This is a genomic window from Dokdonia sp. Asnod2-E02, assembly GCF_045063915.1.
In the GTDB taxonomy this organism is placed as follows: domain Bacteria; phylum Bacteroidota; class Bacteroidia; order Flavobacteriales; family Flavobacteriaceae; genus Dokdonia.
The window spans coordinates 57581-82086 of sequence record NZ_JBEFNX010000005.1 but is presented as its reverse complement, the minus strand read 5'-3'; the positions used below and the strand labels follow the sequence as shown (position 1 = coordinate 82086).

At 38.4% G+C, this 24506-nt stretch carries 15 protein-coding genes and 1 tRNA gene; 7 read left to right on the top strand and 9 right to left on the bottom strand.

Annotated features, from left to right (window positions below; genetic code table 11):
• Nucleotides 1-12: 12 nt before the first annotated feature.
• On the top strand, nt 13-819 hold the full coding sequence (locus ACJJVM_RS00360; protein WP_405210394.1) for an SDR family NAD(P)-dependent oxidoreductase: 807 nt from the start codon (nt 13-15) through the stop codon (nt 817-819).
• A 19-nt stretch (nt 820-838) separates the two neighbouring features.
• Nucleotides 839-1723, top strand: coding sequence for a DUF4437 domain-containing protein (locus ACJJVM_RS00355; protein WP_405210393.1), 885 nt, complete (start codon nt 839-841; stop codon nt 1721-1723).
• Between the two features lie 439 nt (nt 1724-2162).
• On the opposite strand, the gene ACJJVM_RS00350 is transcribed toward ACJJVM_RS00355, so the two are convergent.
• The 6 genes from ACJJVM_RS00350 to ACJJVM_RS00325 form a co-directional block, all read right to left on the bottom strand.
• Nucleotides 2163-3410, bottom strand: coding sequence for an McrC family protein (locus tag ACJJVM_RS00350; protein ID WP_405210392.1), 1248 nt, complete (start codon nt 3408-3410; stop codon nt 2163-2165).
• Nucleotides 3411-3413: 3 nt separating this feature from the next.
• The gene (locus ACJJVM_RS00345) at nt 3414-6074 is read right to left on the bottom strand and encodes an AAA family ATPase (protein WP_405210391.1); all 2661 of its coding nucleotides are present in this window, start codon (nt 6072-6074) and stop codon (nt 3414-3416) included.
• Between the two features lie 370 nt (nt 6075-6444).
• Nucleotides 6445-9444, bottom strand: a complete 3000-nt coding sequence (locus ACJJVM_RS00340) for a type I restriction endonuclease subunit R (protein ID WP_405210390.1) — start codon at nt 9442-9444, stop codon at nt 6445-6447.
• Between the two features lie 108 nt (nt 9445-9552).
• A complete protein-coding gene (locus ACJJVM_RS00335) occupies nt 9553-10788 on the bottom strand; it encodes a restriction endonuclease subunit S (protein WP_405210389.1) in 1236 nt (411 codons plus the stop codon).
• Nucleotides 10788-13538 (bottom strand): P-loop NTPase fold protein, encoded by a 2751-nt coding sequence (locus ACJJVM_RS00330; RefSeq protein ID WP_405210388.1) that lies wholly within the window; start codon nt 13536-13538, stop codon nt 10788-10790. Before ACJJVM_RS00330 ends, ACJJVM_RS00335 begins: the two co-directional genes overlap by 1 nt.
• A complete protein-coding gene (locus tag ACJJVM_RS00325) occupies nt 13539-15128 on the bottom strand; it encodes an N-6 DNA methylase (RefSeq protein WP_405210387.1) in 1590 nt (529 codons plus the stop codon). It abuts the gene before it with no gap.
• Between the two features lie 415 nt (nt 15129-15543).
• Here ACJJVM_RS00325 and ACJJVM_RS00320 point away from each other — a divergent pair, with 415 nt between their 5' ends.
• On the top strand, nt 15544-15903 hold the full coding sequence (locus ACJJVM_RS00320; RefSeq protein ID WP_405210386.1) for a hypothetical protein: 360 nt from the start codon (nt 15544-15546) through the stop codon (nt 15901-15903).
• A gap of 375 nt (nt 15904-16278) precedes the next feature.
• Here the strand turns inward: ACJJVM_RS00320 and ACJJVM_RS00315 are convergent.
• A tRNA-Ser gene (locus ACJJVM_RS00315) sits at nt 16279-16363 on the bottom strand.
• Nucleotides 16364-16609: 246 nt separating this feature from the next.
• Between ACJJVM_RS00315 and ACJJVM_RS00310 the strand changes: the two genes are divergently transcribed.
• Nucleotides 16610-17017 (top strand): BLUF domain-containing protein, encoded by a 408-nt coding sequence (locus tag ACJJVM_RS00310; protein WP_405210385.1) that lies wholly within the window; start codon nt 16610-16612, stop codon nt 17015-17017.
• A gap of 74 nt (nt 17018-17091) precedes the next feature.
• Here ACJJVM_RS00310 and ychF read toward each other — a convergent pair whose 3' ends face one another.
• Entirely contained in the window at nt 17092-18186 is a 1095-nt protein-coding gene (ychF, locus tag ACJJVM_RS00305) for a redox-regulated ATPase YchF (protein ID WP_021779395.1), read from the bottom strand.
• Between the two features lie 267 nt (nt 18187-18453).
• Here ychF and ACJJVM_RS00300 point away from each other — a divergent pair, with 267 nt between their 5' ends.
• Nucleotides 18454-18963, top strand: coding sequence for a hypothetical protein (locus ACJJVM_RS00300; protein WP_405210384.1), 510 nt, complete (start codon nt 18454-18456; stop codon nt 18961-18963).
• A 169-nt stretch (nt 18964-19132) separates the two neighbouring features.
• A complete protein-coding gene (locus ACJJVM_RS00295; protein ID WP_405210383.1) occupies nt 19133-20500 on the top strand; it encodes an alpha/beta hydrolase family protein in 1368 nt (455 codons plus the stop codon).
• On the opposite strand, the gene ACJJVM_RS00290 is transcribed toward ACJJVM_RS00295, so the two are convergent.
• Nucleotides 20501-21307: an alpha/beta hydrolase gene (locus ACJJVM_RS00290; RefSeq protein WP_405210382.1), complete on the bottom strand. Its 807-nt coding sequence runs from the start codon at nt 21305-21307 to the stop codon at nt 20501-20503.
• Nucleotides 21308-21605: 298 nt separating this feature from the next.
• On the opposite strand from ACJJVM_RS00290, the gene ACJJVM_RS00285 reads away from it, so the two are divergent.
• Nucleotides 21606-24434, top strand: a complete 2829-nt coding sequence (locus tag ACJJVM_RS00285; RefSeq protein ID WP_405212151.1) for a M16 family metallopeptidase — start codon at nt 21606-21608, stop codon at nt 24432-24434.
• Nucleotides 24435-24506: the final 72 nt, after the last annotated feature.

The following is a 24506-nucleotide window of genomic DNA, read 5'->3' as shown; positions in this document are numbered from 1 at the left end:
AAACATATAGGAATGAGCAAGACCATATTAATTACTGGAAGTACTGACGGCATAGGTAAACTAGCCGCCATACAGCTAGCAAAACAGGGACATACCTTGTACATACACGGTCGTAATGCTACAAAAGTAGCAGAGACCATCGCCACCATAAAAGCCGAATCTAACAATGAACACATAGACGGTTTTGTAGCAGATTTTTCTAGTATGGCAGCAGTTCGTGATATGGCTAGTGAGGTAAATGAAAAACTCACAACACTAGATATACTCATAAACAACGCAGGGGTTTTTAAAAGCCGCGAGCTGTTTACGGCAGATGGGCTTGATATGCGTATGGCGGTAAATTATATCGCGCCTTACCTGCTCACCACTTCCCTACTCGATCTTCTTAAAAAAGGCGAGCACACACGCATTATAAACCTGAGCTCTGCAGCACAGTCATCTGTAATAGATAGCGTGCTAGCAGGTACTAAAGAAGAGAGCCAGCAGGAGACCTACGCACAGAGTAAGCTTGCTTTATTAATGTGGAGCTTTGACCTAGCAATACAAGAGCCAGCACTTACGGTTATCCCTGTAAACCCAGGTTCTTTGCTTAATACCAATATGGTAAAAGAAGCCTACGGTCACCACTGGTCACCAGCAGATAAAGGAGCAACTATTTTACAAGACCTCGCTACAAATCCTAACTATGAGAGCCATAGCGGTGATTATTTTGATAATGATAAAGGAAGCTTTGGTAGGGCACATACAGATGCCTACAGTGAGGAAAAACGCACACACTTAATCACCACAACACAACAGATTTTAAAAAACATCTCATAAACCACAAAAAGCGATACCTATGAAACATCTCATCGCCACAGCAGCACTTGTTATACTTACGGCAAGCTGCGCAGAGCAAACGTCACAACAAGAAACAAAAGATACACCATCTACAGAAGCCATCTCCTATAACGAGGCTACCTATGAGCTTATGCTCGCTACAGATGTTACCTGGGGAGCACTTAACCCAGCACGTGGTGAGAATGGACCGCGCGCTACCAACTTATGGGGAGATCGTACTAAAGAAGGTCCTTCTGGTATGCTGGTAAAATTTAAAGAAGGGTTTGCCTCACCACCACACATACACGATGCGACCTATAGAGCAATTGTACTAGATGGGGAGATTCACAATGCAGATAAAGATGCCCGCGAACTCTGGATGCCAGATGGCTCTTTCTGGACGCAACCTTCTGGGGAGACGCACATCACAGCGGCACGCTCAGCGACTAATATGGCTTTTGTAGAGATAGATAACGGGCCTTACGTAGTAAAACCTGTTGAGAAGGCTTTTGAAACCACAGAGCGCCCTATTAATGTGCACGATACAAACGTAGTATGGCTAGATGGCAAAGACATAAACTGGCTTAACAAAACAGGCACTCTAGAGGGCGCGTCACTGGCAGTACTATGGCAATCACAAACTAATAAAAAGCACAAAGGTTTTTACCTACGCCTCGCGCCTGGCTTTACGGGAAACATCACCACAGGTGAGGGAGATTTTAAGGCAGTCATTGTGAGTGGTGATGCAAGCTATAAGGCAGCAACAGCAACTACTCCGGTAACTACGATGCTTGGGAGCTATTTTGGCGCTACGGGTGTCTCACAACACCAGATTAGTGCTGGTGCACAAGGAGTGATTTTATATATAAATACCACGGCTAGCTTTACGGCACAAAATAAGTAATGCGCTACTTTTGGGTACAGCAAGGTGATAGTATTTACCTCTCATATGTAGTAGTTTTACGCTTTCGCGAAAGCGTAATTTCCGCTCAACCGCATCACCGTCTTGTTAACAAGATGGTTGGGTGTAAAAAGAACCCTTACGATTAAAAAAACAGGCGACACCTATATCCTTTTGACCTCGCACTTATGAAGTGTAATATGACGCCAGAAGAAACCGCACAGGCAGGTGTAGATGTACAAACCAAAAGACTGATGCCTGCCTATACACTAGGCAGGCTTTAAACTTGCCTTCCACCCTTGGACAGATCCCGTACTACGAATACAAAAAGACGCCGCAACAAAAGACCTCACCATCATCACCCCACGCATAGGTGAGATAATACCTGTACAAGATAGTACACAGGTATATCAAGATTGGTGGTTTGGGTTGTAAAACTAATCTACCTTTCTATAAGGTTGTTTTTTTCTAATATGAGTAATATTCTCTTACCTATTTCTTGATCTAATTTGTCGTCGGTATTGAAAACATTGATATTAGCAAGGCCACAGCTATGTGCCGCTGGTTCATTAAACTGTGAAGTGATTAAGGCATCACTATGTACTCCAGGATATAATAACAACGCATTTCTTCCTTGCCAATACTCATTGTACACATACATCTGCCTTAGATCATTTGTACTGGGTTTATTATCCTTATTGTTTTTCCACTTTGTATCAATGATCGATGAGTTGTTACCATTTTTCACAACGATATCTGGCCTTATGGTTATACCATTCCAAAATCTCTTACTGTTCTGACCAAAAACCTCAATATCTAAATCTCGTGTTGCTTCTTTTAATTTAATTAAAACATATTCTTCCCATAGGGAGTTCATATCAAATAGTAGTGCAAGCATATTCTCCGACCCTCCAGATACGTTAGGTGCAAAGTTTAAAATAATTAATCGAGCAATTTCAATAGCAGTCTTATATGGCTTGTTTTTACGATTGAATGCTAATTTTGAGAATGTAGCTTCGTTACAAATTATCGCAGTTACTTCTGGAAAGTTTAACTGAACCTCTTTACACCTAGAATATAGATATGTTCCTTTTGAAACTAACTCTATAATTGATAATGCTTGATTAATTATCTGATGAAGTGTATGATCTTGATTATAAACTTGATGGGAAGTGTAAAATCGTTCTTTGTGAATTAAGTTTTGACTTAGATGCTGTGCAAACTCAAGCTTTCCTTTTAAAGCCCTAACGTTTTTGGATTCTTTATAATAGGTTTTTATTAGTCCTTTTCTACATAAATCTTGCACCTCTCTTAAGAACCAATCGAAGTATATATCAAGTAAGTGAATGCTCTGCTTATTAACCTGAGCTTGTCCAACTTTTTGAACTTTCAATTTTTTAGTTTGCTTAAGCATTTCTATAAGCACTCCTTGCCATACTGCCTTTTCGCTATTATGACTAGCATCCACTTTTGGTAAAATCTCTATATTAAGATCATCTACACGCACAACTCCTACATATTGACTAAACTTAACCCCTTTATGTACGAGCGTAAAATATTTATTATCGTGTAAGCTATTAAGCTTTGCTAGCGAATCAAAATGTTTCTTTTGAAATAAGATACCATCATATTCACTTCCATAATAAAGTGTGCGGTGCTCAAAAACTTGGATGCGTTTAGTAGTTCTCAAAAATTAATTTCTGCTTTTATTTAGCAATATCAAAACGGCTTCTTCTATATTACCAATAGTATCTTTTAATACAAGCTGAGTATCGATAGGTGGTATATCTAAATTGCCAAAAGAAGCAAATTTTACTTCATTATTTTTCTTCTGCTCAATGAATCCAGCCCCGAGAATTAATGCCATCTTTTCATAATCGTGATAAAAGTACTCTTGTAATAATGGAATGATTTTATTCTGAAAAACCGTAAATAATGCCTCTGTATCACCAGAATCAATAGAAAGGAAATAAGAATGACCTATGGTATGATCCCTATCTACTAAAACTTCTATACGCTCATTGATTGTCTTAAGCACTTCTTCGAGAGTAAAACCATCAAATTGTATGTCCGAAAGTAAACTTGGGTTAGGCATTAATTCTTTAAAAGTAAAACGTCTTCGCAATGCAGTATCTAGTGCTTCCACAGATCGGTCTGCGGTGTTCATTGTACCGTAGATATGTAAGTTAGCAGGAACCGAAAACTTATCCTTAGAGTATGGTAACTGCACCTCTAATTCATTTATACCTCCTGCCCGTTTGTCTTTTTCTATAAGGGTGATGAGCTCCCCAAAAATAGCAGAAACATTACCGCGATTAATTTCATCTATAAAGATTGCGTAGTTATTTTCTGGATCAACTTTTGCGCGCTGGCAAAGTTTCTTAAAAACACCATCTTGTATTTCATATCCTAAGTCTCTTTCACCATCTTCCATTACAGGTTTTATACCTTCTACAAAATCTTCATAACTGAAAGATTGATGGAAGGTTACAAACTCGTAGTTTCTAATTTGTTTGTCCGGCATAGGTTTGAATGCTTGATACTTGTGCATCATATCTCTTGCCTCTGGAAATTGATCATTCAGTTCCTTTTCCACAATAGACCAGCGACCATTTTCATCTTTGTAGAAGATTAAAGGCGCAACTCTTCTGGAATGGTTTACATTTTCACAATCTTCAATGGTATGAGCCTGGAGATTCCCCCAAGCAGTTTGTCTCAAATTATTTGATAAACTTGTTTTCGCTTTTCTAGCAAAGAACTCGTGATTTAAGATTTGTGTTACTTCGGTCTTTCCAAGATCCAAAACAATCAAAGTAATTACTTGAAACCAACTCAAATCACTAAATTCCTTTTCAAGAAACTGATCACTTGTCAAGCTGGACTCCTTAATTGTATACCTATTAAAATACTCATTCTGTAATGTATACGTTTTGCCTGTCCCCGGAGGACCATATAATATTTTATTTAAGGACAACGAATTGTTTTGATCTTCATACTCCATTTCATAAGAATTTTTATTTTCCTTAAAATATTCTAACAAGAATTTTTGATAATTCTCTTTACCAAGTAATGCTCTAGGTCTATGTGTACCTGTGTCTTTACTAAATTTATAAAATAGTCCGTCCTTATTTGTACTCACTTCATTCAAAATCTCAATTACCTCAAGATAATTATTCTGATCTACGTTAAAAATATCGATGTCAAAATAAGTGTTACTGTCCTCCAAATCTTGAGATATCCTTTCACTAGATATATCCTTATATTTTAATTCTGGGCGGCTATAAAACCAATCAAGAAATTTTTCTTTAACACTATCCATTTTAGACATAAGCCACTCGTAATAATATTCATAATTTTCGACCTTTGATTTATAGGAAGAAACATCAGTTAAGGTTTTTAAAACCATACTATGGTCTATATTCCAGATTCCTTTTTTTACCCAATTTACTTTTCTCCGATTGTGGTATTTATAATTACTCTCGTGATAATATTCCGAGGTTATAATACCATAGCCCAATAAAGTACTTTTTCCCTTTTTGATAATAACCACGTCACCGAGACTCATATCGTTTGCAAACTCCCAATTTGCAGTAACGTCATTCATCTTATTTCCTTCTCCACCATAATATTCTCGAAGTGCATCTCGTATACTATCCTTATTTGAATATTGAGTTAAATCTCCTAATTCATCCCACCCTAGAGCCATATAGCCCTCCTCATAAAATTTATCCCACATTATAGCATTTCTACCAGGAGATAATAACCAATATTTTTTTTCTGATGTGGTGATTTTGTTTTCTACAGATTTCCTAGCCTCTTTCAATTTTCTCTGTGAGTTCTCCTGTAACTCTTGAAATTTTTGATCACTTATGATTAGGTCAGGTATTTCTGAATCAATAGCAACTTGCTTAATAATGGGATAATTTTGTTTTAACCAATCATAAATTAGTTGGGGCTGTCCTTCTTGAAAATCACCAATTATTTTATACGCTCTAGTCCCTTTTGGGTCCCAACGTATATCATCAAATTTGCTGGCTAGGCTTTTATAAAAATCCACTAACCATTGATCTGTCTCTCCAGGGAAAACGATATCAAGATTGACTGTAAAGCCATCTTGAATTGGCTTAAAGACTAAGCCTACGCTTTTTGTTGCATTTGCACCTCCACTCTTGTCAACTAATCCAACAAAACAATAATCATTAGTTCCCTGAAATACTAGGCCTTGTGCAAATTTTCCTCCTAGATAATTCTTATCCTTTGTGCTTGCACGCTGGCGTACAATAAAATTAAAACTACTATCAAAATTTGTTCTATAATTTAGGAGGTAGTCGTGTATTTTTTGATGAAAATGCATTTTCTTGTTGGTATTTAAATATAGATTTTCTTACTTCTCTCTAAGTTTTATAAAATGTCAGTTACAAGAGTTTATTCTATTTTATAAATCATCCTATCCTTTGCAAATAGATATATCCTACCTGTTGGCTTTTTACAAACCTTTACATTTACTGTCATAAACCTCGTTCCTAGTGGATGCAACTTTCGCTCTTTACTACTGCATTCTATCATTATATTTTGTGGTAAACCTTGGCCAGAAAGTGGACGTACCCTAATACGTCCAGTCTCCTTATCTAAAAAACTTTCACACTTAATATCATCATAGTAATTACCTAATATTAGATTCATATACTGTCTTCCTAACTTTATATTAAACGCAATATTCTATCCTAAGCACTCCACTCCCCAAACTGTCCTTCTGCTTGCTCCATAATATCTTGTAAGATTTCATTGAGCTTAGTGATACTAATCTTTCCTCTTAATTCCTTTTTTACGGCTAGGCGTATGCTTGCTTTTGCGTTCTCTTTCTTGGTCCAGTCGAGTTGTAGGTTTTTCTTTACAGCTTTTACCACCGCGTGCACGATGTCTTGAATGGGGCCTTCTTCTTTGATGATCTCCTTTTTTGCTGCTAGTATGTCATAAAAGGCGAGTTCTTCCTCGCTTAGTCCTAGTTCTGAGATGCGGCTGTCTTCTTTTTGTAGGTCTTTTGCGCGCTCTACTAATTCTGCGATGGTAGCGTAGCTGTCTAGGGCGTTATTGTGATAACGGTCTATTACTTTTTCTAGCTCTTCTTTTAGGCTTGTGTATTTCTTGATATTTTTATGGAGCCTGAGTTTTATTTCGTCTTTGAGTATGTTTTTTATTAGCTCAATTTTTAGGGCGTGACCGTCTTTTTCCTTTTTCGCGCCAAGCAAGAAAGTATCGTCTAGTATGGAGATATCTGCTCGCTCAATGCCTGCCATTGCAAATACATCTACTATCTCTTCGCTGTCTATACTCTGGCTTATGAGCTCTTTGATCTTTTCCTTCTGCTCGCTTCTAGTGCTTTTTACACTTTTGGCATTACGCACTGCCTTACTCACGTGTTGTACATAAAGTACATCGATCGCGCTGTGTTGAATCGCTGGCTGACTTTTTACAATAGACAGTAATCCAGACATCGTCTTTTCGGCCTTCATAAAGCTCATTGACGCTTCATCGTCTTTTATGATGTGATTAAGTCCTGCTTTTACTAGCAATACTTTATCTGCATCTCGCAATGCTTTCCAGTGTTGATAGTCTGCCGTTTCTGGTAAGAAGCTCAGACAACTTTCTAGCTGATCAAAAAACAGCTCTAGCGCCTGTTCCATATCTATGGTAGGCTTTCCTTTGCCGCCCTCGCCAGTGTACTTTGTAGTGGCGATTTTAAGATTGTCACCTATGCCTATATAATCTACAATGACGCCGTTTTTCTTGTCTTTAAAAACACGATTTGTTCTCGTGATAGCTTGCATCAAGTTATGACCACGCATTATCTTATCTACATACATCGTATGTACGCAAGGAGCGTCAAAACCTGTGAGCCACATATCCCGCACGATGACAATCTTGAGCGGATCTTCAGGATTTTTAAAGCGTTTTTTTAAGGCTTCTGTGCTTTCTTTGGTTCTAAAGTGGGGATTCCACGATTGTGGGTCTTTGCTTATGTTTCCTGTCATTACTACGGCTACTTCTGGGCAATCTTCTAGCGCAGTAATCGCTTCATACATTTTTACACAGTTGCGCCTACTCATACAGACGATCATCGCTTTCCCTTCTAAGGTAGCGGTGCGGTTTATAAAGTGGTTGAGAATATCTGTAGATACTTTGCCCACGCGATCTTTACTTCCTGCGGCGTCTTCTATGGCTGCCCATTTTAAATTTCCGCTATCTTCGGTGGCTTCTGTAATGGCATCTACCTCATCATCTAGCTTGTCATTCCACAAGTGAAGTTTGGCTAGTCTTGGTTCATAAAAGATATTTACCGTAGCCTTATCTGCCACGGCTTGTTTGATATCGTAAATATGGATCGTATCGCCAAAAACTTCTTGCGTATCTGCATCCTTACTATCTACTGGAGTTCCGGTAAAACCTATAAACGATGCTTTTGGCAATGCTTTTCGCAGGTTACTGGCAAAGCCATCTAGCAGCCCGTATTGTGTACGGTGCGCCTCATCTGCCATCACAATCACATTTTCGCGTAAGCTTAAAACAGGATGTTCTGTTTCTCCTAGCTCCTCATCTGTACCTTGTTTTAAACGGAACTTCTCTATGGTGGTAAAAATCACACCACCAGCACCTGCGCTTAGTAACTTACGTAGGTCATCTGTAGTGTCTGCGTGTTGCACATCGCCCACGAGGTCCTTTGCAGCGACAAAGTTTTCATAGAGCTGGTAGTCCAGATCGCTACGGTCTACCTGCACGACTATGGTAGGATTTTTAAACTGTGGGTGGCTACGCAAGATGCCCGTGTAGATCGCCATAAAGATACTCTTGCCAGATCCCTGTGTGTGCCAGACCACGCCTATGCGGCCATCGCCTGCAGGACGTACCGCCTTTTGAGCAGCAGCCACGGCATAGGTCACGCCAAAATACTGATGGTACTTTGCCCCTTTTTTAATCAAGCTGCCATTATGGTCTTCGTGAAAGATAAAATTCTTGATGTAGTGCAGCAGTCGCTCTTTTGTAAATAGCCCAAAGAGCAAGGTGTGCATCTGGAAATCCTCGTCATTAAAGGTTTTTGTGCCGTCTATACTCTTCCAGGCAGCAAACCACTCTATCCCACTCCCATACATCCCGTGTTGCGCCTCATTACCATCACTTATCACCGTGAGGGCATTGTACTCAAATAACTGTGGGATATCTTTTATGTAATGCCCTATCTGGTTATGGGCTTCCTTAATATTTGTAGTCTCGTCATACCAATTTTTTAACTCAAAAACTACTAGTGGCAAGCCGTTTACATAGATGATGATGTCTGGACGACGTTTATTTTTACCGGTAATGCTAAACTGGTTTACCGCCCAGAAAGTATTATTCTCAGGATGCTCAAAATCTATGGGATAGAGGTGAACGGCTTTCTCACTACCGCTTGCATCTTCATAGGGAATCTCCACCCCTTTTGTCATCTTGAGATGAAAATCACGGTTGCGGTGGTCTAGATCTGCCCCTGTGTTATGCGTAAAAGTAGCAACGGCAAGTTCTTGTATTTCTTTAGGTAGGTGTGCATACTGTCTTGCAATAAATGCCGCCAGCTCCTCCTTGAGCACCACACTCACATTATTTTGCGGCAACGAGGTGCCTAGCAGGTGTGTGTACCCCAGATCTCCTAGCCAGTCTATACAAGCTTGCTCTATGTGTGCTTCTTTCATTGCTGTTATATTGTCATTCCTTTAAAGGCGGGAATCTCTCCACGACCTCTTAATTTGATTTACTTATCACTTCCGCTTTCGCGAAAACGGTATTCACCCACATACTCCCTACGTATTTGCAAACTCGTTAAGGCGAACTTCTCCGCTTATGAGTTTTGGCAGCAAAGTGTCTCGAAGGTTGGTGAGGGTTTGGTTTTTCATTTGATTACTATAGATCATATCCAGTATCGGTTTTGCTAATTTTTCATAATCATTTATAGCCTCTTTATTTGGAACTGGTATTTTCAATTCTTTCAGATTAGAAACAGTCACGTGTCCTAAACCAGTAGTTTGTTTATGAGTTGCTAGATTTATAAATGTTGGAAGTAAGTTTTTGAGCATATTGAACACATAACATTTACTGTCTGAATTGCTTACTCTAACTACAAAAATATGTTGATTGAGTAATGCCTCACCTTTATCCCATAAATGAATACCTAGTGAAGTATGTGGATTTCCAGACCAAGGAAATAATATATCATTATTGTTTATAATGTACTTTTCGTCCAATTTTTTATTTGAATACTTTGTCTGACTAGTGACTCCTTGTTTTATTTCAACAATTTTAATAACAGGTAAACCTAATTGAGTGTCTTCTGTGAAATCTTTTGGTTTAAAAGATGCTCCATTTATAAATTTTGCAGTTGAGTAAACACTTTTCACCACCCATCCCTCAGGGATCATCCCGAGTTCGCTTTCTACAAACCTCCCCTCTTGAAAAGGACCAAAATCTACAAACCACTCTTTATAGAGTGCCATTGCCATTTCTTCTAGGGTTTTATTAATGGCGAGGTTGTTTTCTATTTTGGCATCTATAGTGGAGAGTATGGAGGCAATGGCGGTTTGTTCTGGGAGGGGTGGGAGTTGGAGTTCTAAATTCTTTATTGTTCCAGCATTTAAATTCTGTTGAGCACCACCGTTTGCAAGATCTTTTATTATAAGATAATCGTTAAATACTTGATAATAAACGTATCTAAAATCAGCAACGTCAGGATCAATTATCAAATTACAACAAGCCTGATTAGTGGTCAAAGGTATATTGGTTACAGCTGATTTTCCTGCTGTATTTCCATACATAGCAATTATGACAGAATTTTTTGGAACCCATTTTGCAGAAGAATTAGTCAGCCCCTTTTCTGTAATATACTTTGCTGTTTCATTTATAATTCCAAAATTAACTTCCTTTGTATTTAACCAAGGAATATTTCCGCCATAATAATCACTTCGCTTTGTTGAAGGTGTACCTCCTGAATAAATTTTCTTGGATAAATCTCCTAGTTTATATGTTTTCCAGTTTTGGGGCATTAAAATCCTTTTATAGTTTTGATATCCTCTATTGTAATGGCATTTTCCATATATTCTTCATCTCCTCTAAGAAGTTTCAGACAATTATCTCGCTTTGAAATATCTTTGCCGTCCTTAATAAGTTCTTCAAATTTTGCAGTTGATTCCGTATTCAGAAGAATTCTCTTTACCTCAGGACATAAATCTTCAATGATCAACCATCTAAATAATTTATGCTCGCTAAAGACTACTCGCTCTGCCATCAATATAGTCCTCGCCATTGTATAATTATTAGCTAGTCGAATTATAGAACGTGGATTTGTATCAATATAAGCGTGGTATTCTTGGAGTAGATGTTTTAATTCTTCGGTATTTTTATTTTTTTCTTCTATAACGACATTGGATGCTGTATCGCCTGAAAAATTGAAATCTGTCTGCAATTTTTGAACAAAATCTGGATCAGTTAGTTCCGACTTTGATTGCTTCAAAATTAATTTTAATTCATCTTTCTTAGAATCGGTAAGTTCACTTACTGAGACATTTTTATTATCGACAGCCTTAGATTTCATTCCAAGTATATGATCCCAATATCTCTTTTTTGATTCTTCGGAAATGTTTGGTAGACGAAAGGATAATTGAAAAACCTTTTCAATAAAGAATTCTCCTAGTTGTTTTTTTGAGACCTCTTCATTGGAGAAATCTTGATAAATATTCCCGTAACTTGTGGATATCCAATTCTTATCACCCGCAATAATATATAATACCCGCTTATCCTTAAACAATGTTTGTACACCTTCTAATAATTGAACTATAAATTCCTTATCACATCGATCTATGTCATCAATAAAAATAGCGAGTTGTCTGTTTTTATTTTTTGAGTTAATATCATCCACCAACTTATTAAAATGATCTTTGATTTTGTTCATAGGATCCGAAGCACGTAATACAAATGATTTCGCTTCATTGGAAGAATTGATAAAAAGTGGAACGGTTACAAACTTTGCTAATGCAAATAAAGCACCACCAATAGAAATCAATGTTACTACTACTTTAAGAAAATCTCCAAAATTTGAAATGAAACTTTTACCATTACTATTAGCATCTGATGTAAGACTAAGAACATCAAGTATCTTATCTCCAAAATATATTATCGATAACACACCAATAATAAAAATTATTAAAGGAAATACACTGTACCAACGACTATAGCGCCATATCCTTCTAAACACCTCTTTACGCCATAAGTGCAAACTAGCTCTTATTCCAATTAAATATAATTGTTCTTTACTCTTTAAATAAACCTGGTCTATTAATGACCACCAAGGTGGCTTGATATGTTGATTTTGCCAAGCATTATAATCTACAATTATCCAATTATCGCCATCGGAATTTAAATTCTTCTTAATGAAATTTAAAAAAGATGATTTTCCTGCCCCCCATTTGCCCTGTAAATGAACCATAAAAGAATGGTTTAATTGTTCGGTAAAGATGTCCTTTTTTATAAGTCGTACGAATTCTCTTGCGACTGGTTCTCTACCTAATTTGTCTTCATTAACAACTTGGTCTAAATGAAAAGGGATTTTATCTTTGGTATTTTGCCTTAACTCGACTTCAGTTTTTTCCTCTTCACTCTTTATATATAAATCTAATGGCGGGGCTGGCGGTCTAGACAAGGCTACTGCTATTTGATGCACATAATCATTTAAATCCTTTTCAGATGAAGATAGCGGCAGATTGATTCTCACTTTATGATGAGGAAGAATTCCACGTAAAATTTGAATTCCTTCAATGACATTGCGTAAACTTAGCAATGGATTCATTCCAGCTTGACCAGCTCCTAATAATGGTATAAAAACTTTAAGATTTTTCTCTTTCAATTCCTTAAAATCTTCGAACTGTTTGAGATTATTTATTGCCCGTTTTAGATTATCAATAAAATCTATTTGATTTTTATTTTCATCACGAGTAAAAACAAACCCAATGTAAACAAGCTTATTTCCTAATTCTCTGAAGAACCATTTAAAACCCTTAGGATAAATTGGTTTTTCATTGAATGTAAAACTCAAAGAATCAAATCCTAAGATTTTCAAAACAGAATGCGCAATTCCATTTCTGCCTATTCCCCCCAAAGTACTTTTTGGCAAAATAAAAATATCATAGTCTCTTAATTCATTGCCTATTTTCTGTCCAAAAAAGATATTTTTCAATTCTGGTATTTCAAATTCATTTGCTAGGCTTAGTTGTTTTCTATCTTCGTCAAGAAATGAACTTTTAGACGAATATTTATAGTCGTGTCCCAATTGACCAAATAATTTTATGAACTCTCTACCTTTCTTGTCATCGGGAATAGAAATTGTAAAGTTGATTTTAGGAAAATTTTTGAGAACTCCCACCGTAGTATCATAGCTATCAACGAATTCAAGACCACCGGCACCTGTTCCCATTAAAGGGATCCAAACATTTTTTCCTTTAAAATCTTTATAAATTCTCGTTAATGCATTAGTAAGATTTCTTTTAAGTAGAATTCCTGTAAATTCTTTTCCAATCGTACTTACCAACAATACCGGCACACTATTTCCGCTTATCAAATAATATCCCTGATTTAAATTAATTCCATCGAGTACGGAGATATCATAGTCAAGACTTGATAAAACATATCTGTTTAATGTACCTGGACTTCCAAATTCATCTATTGAAACGACAGCCATATCAAACTGATTTGGTGGCTCGTCTAAATATGTATTTATATGAGTGTATTTCTGGTCAATCATCTAAAACTTCTCAAAATTCAACAAAATCTCTTCTTGCAAGCGATCTCCTTCTGCAAACTGTTTTTTCAATTGTGCTTGTAGGGTTTCCATTTTCTCTTCAAAAGGGATTCCATCATCTTCTATAGCCTCTGTTCCTACATAAATCCCTGGAGTAAGTTTGTAATCTTGTTTTTGTACTTCCTCTAGTGTAGCGCTGTATGCGAAGCCATCTGTGTTTTCATACGTACTCCCCACATTTCTCCAGTTGTGATAGGTATCTGTAACCTTATCAATATCTTCATCTGTAAAGACACGTAGTTTGCGGCTTTCCATCGTTCCCATTTTACTAGTATCTATAAAAAGGATCTCGTTCTCACGGTTACGGTGCTTGCCGTCTTTACCGTCACGATTTTTACTCAGTATAAAAATACAAGCAGGTATCCCAGTAGTAAGAAAGAGCTTGTCTGGAAGACGTACAATACAGTCTACCATATTGTGATCTACCATATGCTGGCGTACGTTTTTTTCTCCTTTATTATTAGAAGTCATCGCACCGTTTGCCATTACTACAGATGCCGTTCCCGTATCACTCAGGTGATTCCAGAAGGTTTGCATCCACATATAATTTGCATTACCATCGGTTGCAAACTCTTCTTTTGGTCCAAAAAGTCTTGGGTCGTTTTCTGGTAAATCCTCAGGGTGCCACTGGCTCACATTAAAAGGAGGATTTACAATAATAAAGTCGGCTTTCAGGTCTGGAAATTTATCTTGTAATAAGGAGTCACCTAGTCGCACATCAAAAGAAAGATCTCGTAAAGCAAGGTTCATTTTACAAAGTCGCAAGGTGCCGTCATAGCGCTCTTGCCCGTAAATAGAGATATTCTTTTTATCACCACCGTGAGCTTGCAAAAACTTTAATGACTGCACAAACATACCACCAGAGCCACAAGCAGCATCAAAGATTTTACCTTCATACGGCTCTATCATTTCTACTAATAAGCGCACAATACTTCCCGGTGTAAAGAACTGCCCGGCACCAGAACCTTCGGCTATCGCAAACTTGCCTATGTAGTACTCATACACACGCCCCAAAATATCACTATCTGGATTTTCCTTTTCTGAGAGTTTTGGGTTTGATAATAAGTTAATTAGGCCAGCAACTTGCTTCGCTGTGAGTTGGCTTTTTACAAAGATGCGTGGCAGTATTCCTTTCAGGTCAGCCCGGTTTGCCGCTAGTGTTTCATCAAGTATATCAAAAGCTTCATCTACCAGCACCTTGATATTATCCTGCTCTGCATTGTCTTGTAAAAACTGGAAAGTTGCCTTCTCTGGGATGATGTACACGTTTTTAGACAGGTACTCATCTGGATCTTCAAGAATGTAATGCTGCTCTTCTGTATCTAGTGTGTAGTACTCAGATTTCTTCTCTTTAAACAGTTGCTTTAAAGTATCTCGTCGCATCTCATAGCGCTCTGAGATATGCTTTAAGAAAATAAGCGGTAAGATGTAATCTTTATATTGATTTTCTGCCACTGCACCACGTAGTTCGTTTGCGGCTTTCCAGAGTTCTTGTTCAAAGTTAATATCGGCTTTGGATGTTTTTTTTGTCATTCAGTTAAAATGCTTTTGGGTAGTCTCCTGTAAATATAAGAAGAAGGTTTTTCTTACTATTACGGTAATCCTCATCTTTAAAATAAAATAATTTATAAATATTGAAGCGCTGTCTGTATACGTTTCGCGAAAGCGAGAATTAAACCGTATGCCCATTATCAAAGAAACGGTCTAAAAATAAAATTATCAAATATTGAGTATTCAACAAAAGAAGGTGTCGTAGTACTCTGTTAAAATACAAATGATTAAAAGAGATTGCCTACAACGATACCGCGTGCGCAGGAATCTCAAATACCAGAAGATACACGCCATAGATATCATCACAAGGATGTGATTTGTTATACTTTCGCGAAAGCGTAATAAGAATATATCTTAGTTCAATACGTACTTTTCACAATCCAAAACAACACACCCAATGACCATAGAAGACCTCGCAGGCACATACACCATCACAGGAAGCAACCAAAGCCCAGATGCAGCTGGCTATGAGGGCGAACTCACACTAGCGCTAGACGAGCACAAGAGAATTGTTGCTACTTGGCTAATAAGTGGTGATCAGCGCCAACAAGGAACTGGTTTCTTTAAGAATAATATTCTGGTGATTAATTTTAATTATGAGGGCGATGACGAGACCATCTACAAAGGTGTCGTAGTCTATCAATGCATCACCAAAGATCTACTAGAAGGCTTCTGGTCAGAAAAACACGGTAATCCGCTATACCTAGGTGAAGAACGCTGCTATAGAAAAGGAACGCTCAAGGAGGTGCTTAATTAAGGGGGCTTTTAGTAGACGGTAGTTGGTAGGCGGTAGACGGTAGTCTTTAGCTGTTGGCTTATAGTTCGTAGACGGTAGTTCTTAGTTTTTGGCTTTAAGCTCTAAGCCGTAAGCTTTAAGCTGTGAGCTGTGAGCTGTGAGCTGTGAGCTGTTCTATAGTCCTTATTCGATATTCGATATTCATTTCTCACTGTTTTACAAAGAAAAATTACGATGGGATTACCTGCGGTGATCCCGGGTGGGTATCCTTTGCAAGCATAAAACCCATAACGAGCTGTGCTCGTTGGTTTTTTGTTTTATCCCTACGCCTTCCAAGCGAGCTTGGGGCTTGGTATAAAACAAAAAACCTGTAACATACGTTACAGGTTTCTTTTGCGGAGAAAGAGGGATTCGAACCCCCGGAGGTGTGACCCTCAACAGTTTTCAAGACTGCCGCATTCGACCACTCTGCCATTTCTCCTTGAGTGTCTCACCAAGCTATCTGCTTGATTGCGGGTGCAAATATACAGCGCTTTTTTAATTACCAAAACCTTTTAATGAGTTTTTTTGAAAATAATTTTATCACTCACAATACACGCTTTTATTCTCGCCACTACTCCCCTAGCTATCATTAATTTATATATTTTGTTTATCTATTTTAAAAAATTGATAAACAACAAACCGCTTTTAATAGTATCTTTACCTCATAACAAATCATTCCTAACCAATGTATACCATTTGCTATTTTAGCAAAGTAGCTCCAGATCTTACAGATGAGGAGATACAAGAGATCTTTGATCATACCTATCACCAAAATAATGAAAAAGGCGTATGTGGCATCCTACTGCATACGATGGGTAATTTTTTTCAGGTGCTAGAAGGTGACGAGGCTTATCTCACAGACCTCTATGAGAATAGAATAAAAACAGACCCGAGACATCATAGTATTTTTGAAGTGATCCATAAAGCTGGAAGCGATCCCGTTTTTACTACCTATAACTCCCGCTTTCAAACCATAGATAATAGTGACCAACTTAATGAGGTAAAACAATACCTCCAGAAGCACGCCATACGCTCCTCTACCTCAGACAAGCTAGCGCGACTGCTTAAGTCTTTTATCATCTTTGACTACTAGATGCCATACACCCATAAAAAAAGCCTTTCTCATTGCTAAGAAAGGCTTTTTACTGTCTTATATAGTAGTATCGCTTATACGTTAAATAAGAAGTGCATCACATCACCATCATTTACAATATAATCTTTACCCTGTACGCCTAGCTTTCCAGCCTCACGTACCTTTGCCTCACTACCGTACTCCACAAAGTCATTATACTTAATGACCTCTGCACGTATAAAGCCTTTTTCAAAATCTGTGTGTATCACTCCGGCAGCTTGTGGTGCCGTTGCTCCTATGTTTACCGTCCAGGCACGCACTTCTTTTACACCTGCTGTAAAATACGTTTGCTGGTTAAGTAGCTTGTAAGCTCCGCGTATTAACACGGCGCTTCCTGGCTCCTCAAGACCTATATCTGCAAGAAACATCTGGCGCTCCTCATAATCATCTAGTTCTGTAATATCTGCCTCAGTACCTACAGCAAGTACAATCACCTCTGCATTTTCGTCTTTTACCGCCTCACGTACCTTGTTTACATACTCATTACCAGCTACAGCAGCATCTTCATCTACATTACATACGTAAAGTACTGGCTTGTCAGTAATAAACTGTAAAGGCTTTACAAACTCCTCGCGTGTATCTTCATCTATATCTATCGCACGTACAGAGATACCTGCTTCTAGACCTTCTTTTATTTTAAGTAAAGCTGCTTCTTCTGCCTGGGCTTCTTTATTACCCGTACGAGCCGCACGTTTTACCTTTTCTAGTTTCTTATCGGCTGTTTCAAGATCTTTGAGTTGTAGCTCTATATCTATCGTTTCCTTATCACGTATAGGATCTACACTCCCGTCTACGTGCACAATATTATCATTATCAAAACAACGTAGCACGTGCAGTATCGCATCTGTCTCACGTATGTTTCCTAAAAATTGGTTTCCTAGTCCTTCTCCCTTACTTGCCCCTTTTACAAGACCTGCAATATCTACAATCTCTACCGTAGCAGGGATCACACGCTCTGGGCTTACGAGCTCCTCTAGTTTTGCTAGCCTGTTATCTGGTACATTTACCACACCCACGTTAGGCTCAATAGTACAAAACGGATAGTTTGCACTCTGTGCTTTGGCATTAGACAGACAGTTAAAAAGGGTTGACTTCCCTACATTAGGTAATCCTACGATTCCAGCTTTCATATAATAGTATGTATTAGTAGTACGCTTTCGCGAAAGCGGAAAACCATTCTTTCCACTTTATTTTTAGGGTGCAAAGATAATCCTATTTTATTGATCTACCGAGTGGCTTATACGACGAGCCACAGAAAGCATCACTTTTGTGTTAATTTAAGTTAATCGCCTTGTGAGCCCAGTAATATTGGGAAAGGCTTAATAAAGTCTTACCATCCCTTTGGCTATCATAAGCAGAAAAGGATCTTAAATTTGTACAAACAAAAAACAAGACCGATGAAAAAATCACTTATCATAGCAGCACTAGCTGTATGTACCGCAACAGCCGTACAAGCACAAGAAAAAGTAGAAAAAATCACAAAAACTAGAACGACCGTAAAGTCTTCACTAGGTAATGAGACCGTATATAAAACGGTAAAAGAAACTGAGGTAACCCCTACATCACTTAAAAAAAGTGACCAAGGGCAACTCAACCAGTCCTTACAACGAGGTAAGACAATGGTAAAAAAAGAGGTGACATACACCTATAATGACTCAGACTTTCGTCTAGAGGAAACTCAAAATGGATACGCCATAAAAAGAACAAGAGAAAATAACACCTCTGAGTATGGTACAATGCGTAAACTGGCAAAAGGTGACGTATACCTTATGAAAACAAAGGAGGGTATCTCTGTAAACTATTTTGACAAAAATGGAAATATGGTGTCAGAAAAATATAATGACGAGGATGATACGGTAACAACCATCACCTATGAAGTAAAACCAAACGATAAAATGTATAAGTAATACATTTCCCCCACTGCGTTTATAAACGCAAAACAACTTTGGTTGGTTAGATTCCCGAGCGCGAGAGCCTCGGGTTTCTTTTTTTTACGCTTTCGCGAAAATGTATTTCCTATATTAAAAACACAATAATAACAACTACCTTAGTCACAGACTTATATACAGTACACCTATGAGGACTCTTATCATTCTTGCCGTTACTTGCCTTACTGGCTTTATATCACACGCCCAAAACGTCACAGGCGACTGGAAGGGAACGGTAAACTTTCAAGGTCAAAGCATAGACTTTGCCTTTCACATCACGCAGCCACAAGATAGCCTACACACCACAATGGATATCCCGAGCCAAGGACTTACAGGTGGTAAAGCAGCAAACACGGCCTATACAAACGATACTCTTAAGGTAGACTTTCCGCAGTTTAAAATGCGCTACATAGGCGTGACCAAAAATGATAGCATACAAGGTAACTTGATACAGAATAACTTTCCCGTACCGCTTACTCTCGCAAAAGGTGCGCTCGTACTTAATAGACCACAGCAACCTAAGGCTCCTTTTAATTATGATGCACAAGAGGTGACTTTTAAGAACAAAGAAGAAAATATCACCCTTGCTGGCACACTTACCTTACCTAAGGATATAAAAAACCCGCCTATTGCGGTGATTATAAGTGGTAGCGGTCCACAAAACAGAGATGGAGATATGTTTGGCCACTCGCTATACTACGTACTTGCAGACTACCTATCAAGTAACGGTATAGGTGTATTGCGTTATGACGAACGTGGCGTGGGTGCATCTACAGGTACTTTTGAAACGGCAGGTATTGCACAGTTTACAAGTGATGCCACAGCAGCCATAGCTTATTTAAAGAAGTATAAGAAAACCAAATATTCTCAAGTAGGTCTTATAGGTCACAGTATAGGAGGTATCATCGCTCCTCAAATAGCAGCACTATCACCAGATGTGGCTTTTACCGTTATGCTTGCTGGACCAGGCATACCTGGTAATGAACTTATGCTCTCGCAAAAAGAAGCAATGGAGCGCCTTATGAACATCCCAGAAGCACAAATTAAACAAGGTCAAGACCTCTTAGGTTATGCTTATGATGTTATTATACAAAATGACGGTACAAATGCAGCGATTAAAGATGCTGTAAATCTCGCTCTCAAAGAGAAACTGGGACCTATGGTTCCCATACAGCAAGTAGAAGCTATTACAGATCAAATCACCACCCCAGAGATAGTAAGCCTCCTTAAAGCTACACCAGCTAGCTACCTGAGTGTTATAAAATCACCTGTCATTGCGCTCAATGGCAAGAAAGATTTTCAGGTTCCTTACGTGCAAAATATTGCAGCTATAAAAGAAGCCTTTGCTGCTGGAAATAATGATAATGCTAGAACTGTTGCCTTTGACGATCTTAATCATCTCTTTCAAGAAAGCACCACCGGTGCCCTATCTGAATACTCAGAGATAGAACAAACTATGGCGCCAAAGGTTCTTGCCTTTATCACAAAGTGGATTAAAGAGCATACCAATGACTAACTACTCAAAAAGTGCAGCCGTCGCTTTTTGATACGCCTCAAAATCGCTTAGGTTATTGTGATTACCACCAGGTACAGTTACAAAAGTCTTTGTAGTTGTCGTAATGCTATCATAAAGGGCCTTACCGTGCTCATAAGCGACTACACTATCTTCTGTGCCGTGTATCACGGTTATAGGAGCCGTCACCTCATTTATAAAGCTATACGTAGGCAATCTATAGTTGAGCAACCTCTCTACCGGAAGAATCGAAAAGCGTGATTGTGCCTCGTCTAGTATACTATAAAAAGGAGTTTCAAGCACCAGCTTAGTGACTTCTTTTTTTGACGCCACGTAGGTTGCAAAGGTCGTCCCCAGGCTCCTGCCGTAACTCGTTATTGGGGTTGTGGGGTATTGCGCTTTCGCGAAAGCGTACCATAGCAAACTATCATCATAAAGCGCCGCCTCTGTGAGTGCTCCGCCACTCTTTCCATACTGCCTGTAATCCATAATAATAACCGCATAGCCCTTTTGTACAAATGGCTGGGCGATTTGCCCCCACTGCGCGAGACTGCCTGCATTACCGTGGTGATAAAGTATCACGCCCTTTGGGTTTGTAACCGTAAAGTGCAAGCCATTAAGCCGAGCTCCATCTGGCGCATCTACCCAAACCTCCTTATAATCGCCATCAAAATCAAAAGCATACTCCTGCGGCAATTGCTGCGGGTGGAAAATGAGGTTGTCTTGAAAAAAATACAATCCGCCACAAAGGATGGCATATAAGTTTGCAATGATGAATATGGCGATGAGCGGTTTTTTTATCTTTTTCATTTATAAGTATTGATGACAATGTTGTAGTAATAGACAAAAGCTTGCAACATAGGTTTACCGTAGTGCTAAGCTGTGATAGACGTCAAAGTTATTCATATTTTTTATAGATACACATATACCTAATCTGTATGATATTTAAAATTAAAAAATGATAGACCTAGCAATGGTGTTCAAAGCTAGCTCACTCTTTAACAAATAATTAAGACTCAAAAACTACCGTCTCACTATCTTAGAGGATTATCAAAAAACACTAAAAATGATCAAATCAAACAGTTTTAAAATGATTGCTGTTGCCGTGATGGTAACTGCTCTCTTATGTACTTCTTGCGAGGGTAATAAAGATACCGCCGTAGCAGAAGATGCAAAACTATCTATTGATTATGAGAAGTACGAGCTGGAGAATGGTCTAGACGTGATCTTACATCAAGATAGTAGTGACCCTATTGTATCACTTGCGATACAGTATGCGGTAGGTTCTAACCGCGAGAAGACGGGGCGCACCGGTTTTGCTCACCTATTTGAGCATATGTTATTTCAAGAGTCTGAAAATGTACCACAAGACTCATTCTTTAAAACGGTACAAGATGCAGGAGGAACCCTTAATGGTGGTACCTGGAAAGATGGTACAATCTATTATGAAACGGTACCAAATAATGCACTTGAGACTATTTTATGGCTAGAGTCTGACCGTATGGGATTCTTAATTAATACGGTAACCGAGAGTGCCTTTGAAAACCAGCAAGAGGTTGTTCAAAACGAAAAAAGACAACGTGTAGATAACAATCCTTACGGGCATACGAGCTGGGTACTTGATAAAAACATCTATCCAGAAGGTCACCCATATAACTGGCAAGTTATAGGCGAGCTAGAAGATTTACAAAATGCTACGGTAGATGATGTACGTGAGTTTTATGATAAGTTTTATGGTCCTAACAATGCGACACTTGTACTAGCAGGAGATTTTAAAACTACAGATGCAAAGGCACTTATTGAAAAGTACTTTGGTGAGATTAAAAAACGTCAAGAGGTTGCACCACTTGAAGCACAGCCAGTAACTATCGCAGAAACAAAGAAGCTATACCACGAAGATAACTTTGCACAAGCACCACAACTACACCGTGTGTACCCTACAGTACAGCAATACACAAATGATGCATATGCACTAGACTTTCTAGCAGAAATCATCTCAAGTGGTAAAAAGGCACCTTTATATAAAGTGCTAGTAAAAGACAAAGACCTTACCTCTAGAACAGTTGCTTATAATAGTAGTCAAGAGATTGCTGGTGAATTTCACATCATCATTACTGCAAATAGCGGTGTAGATCTAGACCAAGTAGAAGCTGGTATAGATGAAGGTATTGCAAAGTTTGAAGCAGAAGGCGTTACAGATAAAGATGTAGAGCGCATTAAAGCTGGTCTTGAAACTCAGTTTTACAATGGTATAAGTAGTGTAAACGGTAAAGCGTTTCAACTAGCGAGTTACAATGTATTTGCTGGAGAGCCAGACTTTATAGAAAAAGACATAGAAAACATCAAGGCGGTTACTAAAGAAGATGTAATGCGTGTGTATAACACTTACATAAAAGGTAAGCCTTTTGTACAAACTAGTTTTGTACCTAAAGGACAGATGGATCTCATTGTAGAGAACTCTGTAAAAGCAGAGGTGGTAGAAGAAGAAATCACAGAGAATGTTACTAAGGTTGTAGAAGATGAAGCAAAGGAAATTGTAAAAACACCTTCAAAAATAGATCGCTCTACGCCACCAGTAGTAGGAGATGCGCCAAAACTAAGTATTCCAGAATCTTGGGAAGCAGAGTTGTCTAACGGGATAGATGTATATGGTATTTCTCAAAACGAGATTCCTACAGTAAACTTTAACCTGGTAATAGAAGGAGGTCACCTACTTGATAGTATGGAAAAGAATGGGGTTGCAAACCTTATGACAGATATAATGATGGAGGGTACTGCAAATAAAACTCCAGAAGAGCTTGAAGAAGCTATCGAGTTACTAGGAGCAAGTATTAATATGTACACTTCTCGCGAGGCTATTACAATACAAGGTAACACGCTTACGCGAAATTTTGCCGCAACTATGGATCTAGTAGAAGAAATTCTGTTTGAGCCACGCTGGGATGAAGAAGAGCTAGGTCGTATCAAAACAGCTACTATAAACAGTATTAAACGTCGCTCTGCAAACCCTAATGCGGTGGCAAGCAACGTATATAACAAAGTGCTTTATGGTGAAGATCACATCTTCTCGTACCCTACGAGCGGTACAGAAGAGTCTGTAGAAGCAATTACAATGCAAGATCTTAAAGATTTTTATGCAAATAACTTCTCACCATCTGTGAGCCGTTTTCATATTGTAGGTAAAATAGATAAGAGTGATGCTCTTGCAGCCCTAAGTGACATAGAGTCTAAGTGGGAAGCAAAAGAAGTTACCATACCAGAATATCCAGTAGCAAATAATAGAGATAAGTCTTCACTCCTATTTGTAGACATTCCTAATGCAAAACAATCTGTAATAAATATAGGCTACATCGGGATGGCTCGTACAGACAAGGATTTCTACCCTGCAGAGGTAATGAACTATAAACTGGGAGGATCTTTCTCTGGAGCTGTAAATCTTATTTTACGTGAAGAAAAAGGATATACCTATGGAGCACGTACTTACTTTAATGGATCTAAAATACCAGGGACTTTTACAGCATCATCTAGCGTACGTACTAATACGACAGGAGAATCTGTTGAGATCTTTAGAGATCAGATCAAGGCATATAAAGACGGCATCTCACAAGATGACCTTGACTTTACAAAAAATGCGCTTATCAAATCTAATGCTCGTCGCTTTGAGACGCAGTTTGCCCTTCTAGGTATGCTACAAGAGCGCAGTGCTTTCGACCTTCCAACAGATTATATTGAGAAGGAAGAAGATGTTATAAGAAATATGACACTAGACCAGCACAAAGCATTAGCAAATAAATATCTTGATGAAAACAAGATGGCATACCTAGTAGTAGGTGATGCTGCCACGCAGTTTTCTCAGTTTAAAGATATGGGCTTTGACGAGGTAAAAATGTTAGACAAAGATGGTAATGAGGTAGACCTTACAAAGGTGAAGCAATAATCACAATCCATTATAAATATGAAAAGAGCCTCTTCGGAGGCTCTTTTTTTTGTGGGTATAGCTACGCTTTCG

Coding starts and splice junctions, on each gene's coding strand:
- ACJJVM_RS00360 (WP_405210394.1), top strand. CDS start 13: ATGAGCAAGACCATATTAATTACTGGAAGTACTGACGGCATAGGTAAA.
- ACJJVM_RS00355 (WP_405210393.1), top strand. CDS start 839: ATGAAACATCTCATCGCCACAGCAGCACTTGTTATACTTACGGCAAGC.
- ACJJVM_RS00345 (WP_405210391.1), bottom strand. CDS start 6,074: ATGCATTTTCATCAAAAAATACACGACTACCTCCTAAATTATAGAACA.
- ACJJVM_RS00340 (WP_405210390.1), bottom strand. CDS start 9,444: ATGAAAGAAGCACACATAGAGCAAGCTTGTATAGACTGGCTAGGAGAT.
- ACJJVM_RS00335 (WP_405210389.1), bottom strand. CDS start 10,788: ATGCCCCAAAACTGGAAAACATATAAACTAGGAGATTTATCCAAGAAA.
- ACJJVM_RS00330 (WP_405210388.1), bottom strand. CDS start 13,538: ATGATTGACCAGAAATACACTCATATAAATACATATTTAGACGAGCCA.
- ACJJVM_RS00325 (WP_405210387.1), bottom strand. CDS start 15,128: ATGACAAAAAAAACATCCAAAGCCGATATTAACTTTGAACAAGAACTC.
- ACJJVM_RS00320 (WP_405210386.1), top strand. CDS start 15,544: ATGACCATAGAAGACCTCGCAGGCACATACACCATCACAGGAAGCAAC.
- ACJJVM_RS00310 (WP_405210385.1), top strand. CDS start 16,610: ATGTATACCATTTGCTATTTTAGCAAAGTAGCTCCAGATCTTACAGAT.
- ychF (WP_021779395.1), bottom strand. CDS start 18,186: ATGAAAGCTGGAATCGTAGGATTACCTAATGTAGGGAAGTCAACCCTT.
- ACJJVM_RS00300 (WP_405210384.1), top strand. CDS start 18,454: ATGAAAAAATCACTTATCATAGCAGCACTAGCTGTATGTACCGCAACA.
- ACJJVM_RS00295 (WP_405210383.1), top strand. CDS start 19,133: ATGAGGACTCTTATCATTCTTGCCGTTACTTGCCTTACTGGCTTTATA.
- ACJJVM_RS00290 (WP_405210382.1), bottom strand. CDS start 21,307: ATGAAAAAGATAAAAAAACCGCTCATCGCCATATTCATCATTGCAAAC.
- ACJJVM_RS00285 (WP_405212151.1), top strand. CDS start 21,606: ATGGTAACTGCTCTCTTATGTACTTCTTGCGAGGGTAATAAAGATACC.